The 5,571-nt window shown below is 42.8% G+C and carries 7 protein-coding genes; 5 read left to right on the top strand and 2 right to left on the bottom strand.

Features of this window, described 5'->3' with window-relative positions:
* Both BGC07_RS13055 and BGC07_RS13050 read right to left on the bottom strand, forming a co-directional pair.
* Positions 1-1,301: DNA gyrase subunit A (locus BGC07_RS13055; RefSeq protein WP_317135129.1), on the bottom strand; the 1,301-nt coding region annotated here is incomplete at its 3' end.
* Positions 1,302-1,398: 97 nt separating this feature from the next.
* Positions 1,399-2,199, bottom strand: coding sequence for an HAD-IIB family hydrolase (locus BGC07_RS13050; RefSeq protein ID WP_069313462.1), 801 nt, complete (start codon positions 2,197-2,199; stop codon positions 1,399-1,401).
* A 160-nt stretch (positions 2,200-2,359) separates the two neighbouring features.
* Between BGC07_RS13050 and BGC07_RS13045 the strand changes: the two genes are divergently transcribed.
* Genes BGC07_RS13045 through BGC07_RS13030 form a run of 5 tightly spaced genes read left to right on the top strand, consistent with a single transcriptional unit; the run spans position 2,360 to position 5,416 of the window.
* The gene (locus tag BGC07_RS13045; protein WP_069313461.1) at positions 2,360-3,679 is read left to right on the top strand and encodes a TRZ/ATZ family hydrolase; all 1,320 of its coding nucleotides are present in this window, start codon (positions 2,360-2,362) and stop codon (positions 3,677-3,679) included.
* Positions 3,649-4,176, top strand: a complete 528-nt coding sequence (gene ubiG, locus BGC07_RS13040; RefSeq protein WP_449421079.1) for a bifunctional 2-polyprenyl-6-hydroxyphenol methylase/3-demethylubiquinol 3-O-methyltransferase UbiG — start codon at positions 3,649-3,651, stop codon at positions 4,174-4,176. The genes BGC07_RS13045 and ubiG overlap by 31 nt, the downstream gene beginning before the upstream one ends.
* Complete coding sequence (locus BGC07_RS24170; protein WP_449421078.1) at positions 4,160-4,411, top strand: hypothetical protein; 252 nt, start codon at positions 4,160-4,162, stop codon at positions 4,409-4,411. Before ubiG ends, BGC07_RS24170 begins: the two co-directional genes overlap by 17 nt.
* Positions 4,408-5,049 (top strand): HAD family hydrolase, encoded by a 642-nt coding sequence (locus tag BGC07_RS13035; protein ID WP_069313460.1) that lies wholly within the window; start codon positions 4,408-4,410, stop codon positions 5,047-5,049. Before BGC07_RS24170 ends, BGC07_RS13035 begins: the two co-directional genes overlap by 4 nt.
* Positions 5,042-5,416 carry a VOC family protein gene (locus BGC07_RS13030; RefSeq protein WP_069313459.1) on the top strand — a complete coding sequence of 125 codons (375 nt, stop codon included), beginning with the start codon at positions 5,042-5,044 and terminating at the stop codon, positions 5,414-5,416. Before BGC07_RS13035 ends, BGC07_RS13030 begins: the two co-directional genes overlap by 8 nt.
* The last annotated feature ends 155 nt before the right edge of the window (positions 5,417-5,571 follow it).

The following is a 5,571-nucleotide window of genomic DNA, read 5'->3' as shown; positions in this document are numbered from 1 at the left end:
CGCGCTGCATCACGACCAATTTCTTCAAGTAAATTAATAATCTCACCGGGCTGCCACGTTTCAGACAGCAATGCCTCTTTTGCATGTGCGGGGTTAGGAGCGTGGCGCACCAGGGTAATCACCCGCTCAATATTCGCCAGTGCCACCCCTAAGCCTTCGAGAACATGAGCGCGATTACGGGCTTTTTTCAGTTCAAAACGCGTACGACGCGTCACCACTTCTTGACGATGGCGCAAGAAGGCATTCAACATATCCGGCAAATTAAATAACTTTGGCTGACCGCGATCTAAGGCCACCATATTAATACCAAAGACATTCTGCATTTGCGTGTAGGTATACAGATTATTTAAGACGACATCTGGAATTTCACCGCGCTTAAGCTCGATGACAATGCGCATGCCGTCTTTATCAGACTCATCACGCAACCCAGAAATTCCTTCAATCTTCTTATCACGGACTAAATCAGCAATTTTCTCGATTAAGCGTGCTTTATTCACCTGATAGGGTAATTCTGTAACGATAATTGCCGCTTTATTGGTTTTTTCGTCTTCTTCAACCTCGGTGCGAGCACGAATATAAACACGACCACGTCCGGTTTTGTAGGCTTGAACAATGCCTGCACGGCCATTAATAATCCCAGCGGTCGGGAAGTCAGGTCCTGGAATATACTCCATCAACTGCTCGACAGACAACTCAAATTGATTATCGATCAGGGCAACACAGGCATTAATCACTTCGTTTAAGCGATGAGGAGCAATATTAGTCGCCATCCCCACAGCAATCCCCGAAGAGCCATTGACTAATAAATTAGGGATCCGTGTCGGCAAAACCGCAGGTTCAAACTCAGTTTCATCGTAATTCGCCGTGAAATTAACGGTATCTTTCTCAAGGTCTTCAAGTAAAGCATGAGCAAATTTATCCATGCGCACTTCGGTATAACGCATTGCTGCCGCCGCATCGCCATCGACAGAACCAAAGTTTCCTTGGCCATCCACCAGGGTATAACGCATCGAAAAGGTTTGTGCCATCCGTACAATGGTATCGTAAACAGCAGTATCACCATGTGGGTGATATTTACCAATCACATCACCGACGACACGTGCCGACTTCTTATAGGCTTTATTCCAATCATTATTCAGCTCATTCATCGCGTAAAGCACGCGACGGTGTACCGGCTTTAGGCCGTCTCGAACATCAGGCAGTGCACGCCCAACGATGACGCTCATTGCATACTCTAGGTATGACTGTTTCAACTCTTCTTCGATATTAATCGGGACAATTTCTTTTGCAAATTCAGTCATGGACAGCGCTGCCTTTTGCTTTACTTATAAATGTTTTAAATGGTTCTTTTGCCAGGCCATAGGATAGCACACTCATAGCTAATTCTTAAGAACTAACTCAAACAGATACTTCAGAGGCCATCAAGGCAAGCTTTAACAAATGATCGTGCACCTGCCCAACGGCCGAGATATGAACATGCCCAGAAGGCCGCTCAGCCGTTGTGAGGCTTTCTCCCACCACATAAGCTTGACCAGCATGCCGCAACAACTCTAAATCATTTAGATCATTGCCAAACATAATGCACTTTTGGGGATCTAAGCCTAAGGTTTTAATCCCTTGAAGCTTATTAACTCCAGGCGCAGATACGGCATACATCACCTCATTACGATGAAACTGCAAAGTACAGCGTGCCTCATTCTCCCATTGATTAAGCCGCGTTAAAACCGGCTGATGCTCATCGAGCACCATAATCTTGACCACGCCATTGACTAATACAGCATCAAGTGCTTTAGGTTCATCTTCTAAATAATGGTAAAAATCATGATATTTATCACAAGTGGCATAATCTAAAACACCATCGACAACAAAAGCGATATCATGGGCATTAAGCAACGCTAAAGCCTCTTCAACGAGCTGATTATTAAGAATCATTGATGTAACCAGCTGATGGTTTTCATAAATCAACCCACCATTACAGCCAATAATCGTTAAATGCTGTAACGATTTGGGCAATACCGGAATCGCATCACGGTACGGCCGTGCTGTTGCAAAAATCACCTCAAAATCACTCTCAACCAATGCGAGTATCGCCTGCTCAGTTTCCCAACTAATATTAGAGTCTGGCTCGAGAATCGTCCCATCAACATCTAAAACAACATATTTTAAATCAGCACACTGAATGCTAGTTTCATTATTCACAGACTTCTCCATACACAATACGATTCACTGACCAGGTCGTACTATATAAATAGAAAGTCAGCAAAAAAGCAAAACGATTGCAACAAAAATCACCCCCTAACTACATTCCTACATTAATTTTGCTTATACTAGGCCCATCAACTTAAATACAAGGGTTATCATGCAAACGGTCGATACGATTATCCATGCAGGCTTTATCATCCCTGTTCAGCCTTTAAATCAGGTCCTAGCAAAACATAGTTTAGTCATTAATCAGGGCAAAATTCTTGATATTCTTCCAACCCAGAGCTGCAACAACCGTTATCAGAGCAAAAATACCCAAGAGCGCTTAAATCATGCGATTATCCCAGGTCTAATCAATGCCCATACTCACTCCCCCATGAGTTTATTTCGTGGCCTTGCCGATGACTTATCCCTCGACGATTGGCTAAATAGTCATATTTGGCCTGCGGAGAAACAATGGTCAAACCCTGAATTTATTGCAGCAGGCACTGAACTTGCCATCGCTGAAATGCTCCGCTCTGGCACGACTTGCTTTAATGAGCATTACCCCTTTGCCAAGACCATTGCCGAAACGACAGATAAATTAGGCATGCGTGCTTGCATTGGTGGCTTTTTAATCGATTTTCCAACCAATGATGCTAGCGACGCCAAAACCTATATCAACAAAGCTGAACAGCTTATTCAGCAGTTTCAGTCCCACCCACTAATTACAACAGCGATTGCCCCTCACGCCCCCTATTCAGTCAGCGATGATAACTTTAAGGCTTGCTTTAAACTTGCCGACCAATATCAACTACCGCTTCACATTCATATTCACGAAACTGAATTTGAAGTGAATAATAGCCTCAAAGAGCATGGTGTGCGCCCACTGCAACGCTTAAACCAGCTCGGTTTAATTAATCAGCGCTTTATCTCTGTACACAGCGTTTGCTTTGATGATAGTGATATCCAACTACTTGCTGAGCATCATGCCCATATCGTCCATTGCCCAAAATCGAACTTAAAACTGGCCAGCGGCTTTGCGCCAATTCAAAAATCCATCAATGCCGGCGTTAATGTTGCCTTAGGCACCGATAGTGCTGCAAGCAATAATAGCTTGGATTTATTCAGTGAAATGCAAACCGCCGCCATTCTTGCAAAAGCTGTCAGCCAAAACCCAACCGCACTCCCTGCCGCAAAAGCATTAGAAATGGCCACACTCAACGGCGCTAAAGCCTTAGGCATTGATAATATCACCGGTTCCCTCGAAATTAATAAAGCGGCGGATCTAGCGATTGTCCATTTAAACGACATCGAAAGTTTACCGCTTTATGACCCAATCTCACAGCTTGTCTATGCGACGACAAAAAACCAAGTGACCGATACCTGGGTCGCAGGAAAGCAGCTCTTAAATAATAGAAAGCTTTTATTAATCAATGAAGAACGACTGCGAATCAGCGCTGTAGCTTGGCAAGAAAAAATCAGCAAGGGGTTATAATAAAATGCATACTTCAAATACTGCACACACAGCTAACGTCAGCCCTGCTGAACTGGAAAAAATTTGCAGAACTCGCTCACGAATGGTGGGATGAAACGGGCCGTTGCCGCGCTTTACATGATTTAAACCCTGCGCGCTTAAGTTTCATTAAGCATCGAGTGAGTTTAGAAAATAAAGAAGTGCTCGACCTTGGCTGTGGTGGCGGTATTTTATCTGAAAGTCTGGCAAAAGAAGGCGCCCACATCACTGCTATTGATATGAGTAAAGATGTACTCAATGCAGCAAAATTGCATAAACTAGAAAGTAAATTAGAGATTAATTATCAGCATATCACCGCCGAAAAGCTTGCAGAAGAATCTCCAGGCAAGTTTGATGTGATTACCTGCATGGAAATGCTCGAGCACGTGCCAAACCCCATCTCAATTTTTACATGCCTGCAAAACTTTATTAAAACCCGGTGGGCATCTTTTTGTCTCAACCATGAATCGCACTTTTAAATCCTATGCTCTCGGTATTATTGCTGCTGAATATATTTTACAGCTTTTGCCCAAAGGCACTCATGATCATCAAGAGTTTATTCGCCCCGATGAACTTTCAAAGTGGTGTCGCAGTTTAAATTTTAAAATTCGCCATATGCAAGGCGTTCACTATAACCCTTTTACTCATCGCGCAAAATTAAACCACGACGTCAGCATTAACTATGTGGCTCATATTACCGAGGAAGAACTATGACTGCACAAGCAGTACTCTTTGACCTCGATGGCACTTTACTTGACACCAGCTATGACTTATTTGCTGCTGTTGAACACACTCACCAACAACTCGGTGAAAAACTCACAGTTAAAAGACTGGATTTATATCCTATTTATGGCAATGGCGTACATGCTATTCTAGCAAAAACACTACAAAGAAAACCGAGTGATAACGAGTGCCAACTCTGTCTGCAATATTATCGTGAAAATATCTGCAAGAATACTCGAGAATACCCAGGCATCAGCAAACTATTAAAAAGCCTACAAGAACGCGCACTGCCTTGGGGCATCGTCACTAACAAACCAGAAAAGCTTACCCATTCACTTATAAAATATTTTAATTATGACCAAACGGCTGCCTGCATCATCGGCGGTGACACCACGACTGAGCGCAAGCCCCACCCTAGACCATTACTTTATGCTGCCGAGCTAATCAATATTAAGCCGGAAAATTGCCTATATATCGGCGATAACTTGCGTGACATTCAAGCAGGGAAAGCAGCCAACATGAAAACCATTGCAGCCAGTTATGGCTTCATCAGTCCAGGAACTGATATTACAGATTGGCAAGCAGACTATATCATCAACCAATCAATTGACACTTTAAGTTATGTTTAAACATATCGACCATATCGCCCTACATGTAAATAACCTTAACGTATCACAAGATTTTTATTGCCAATATTTTGGCTTTAAATTACACTTTTCTGAAACACTCGTCTCAGGAATTAAGACCACTTATTTAACTCTCGGTGATACTATGCTCGAATTAACCAAACTTCCAAACCAGATGATCAGCGGTATGCATTTTTGTTTAAAAACAGAAAATTTTACCGATGCTTTTAATTATTTAAAAAATCAAGGCATCAAAATTAACCGAGCACCTCATCCAACGTCTGCACGCATTGCCAGTGAGAAAAACTGGCAACGCGCGGTATTTTTAGGGCCTGACCAAGAACAGATTGAAATCAGAGGCCCTATTTAAATTAACCGCAGCAAACTACTTTTTTATCACTATTTTCATCATCTGTCACACGAGTATCAAAACCATCTTCACCAAAGTTTTCAGCATCCTCAAGCACTCGATACCACTCCCAACGCATCCCTTGAGGATCAGCTGACCACACCTTATTTTGCTTA

The organism is Piscirickettsia litoralis (genome assembly GCF_001720395.1).
In the GTDB taxonomy this organism is placed as follows: Bacteria; Pseudomonadota; Gammaproteobacteria; order Piscirickettsiales; family Piscirickettsiaceae; genus Piscirickettsia; species Piscirickettsia litoralis.
The sequence above is the reverse complement of the archived record's forward strand: the minus strand, read 5'-3'. Positions and strand labels throughout refer to the sequence as shown.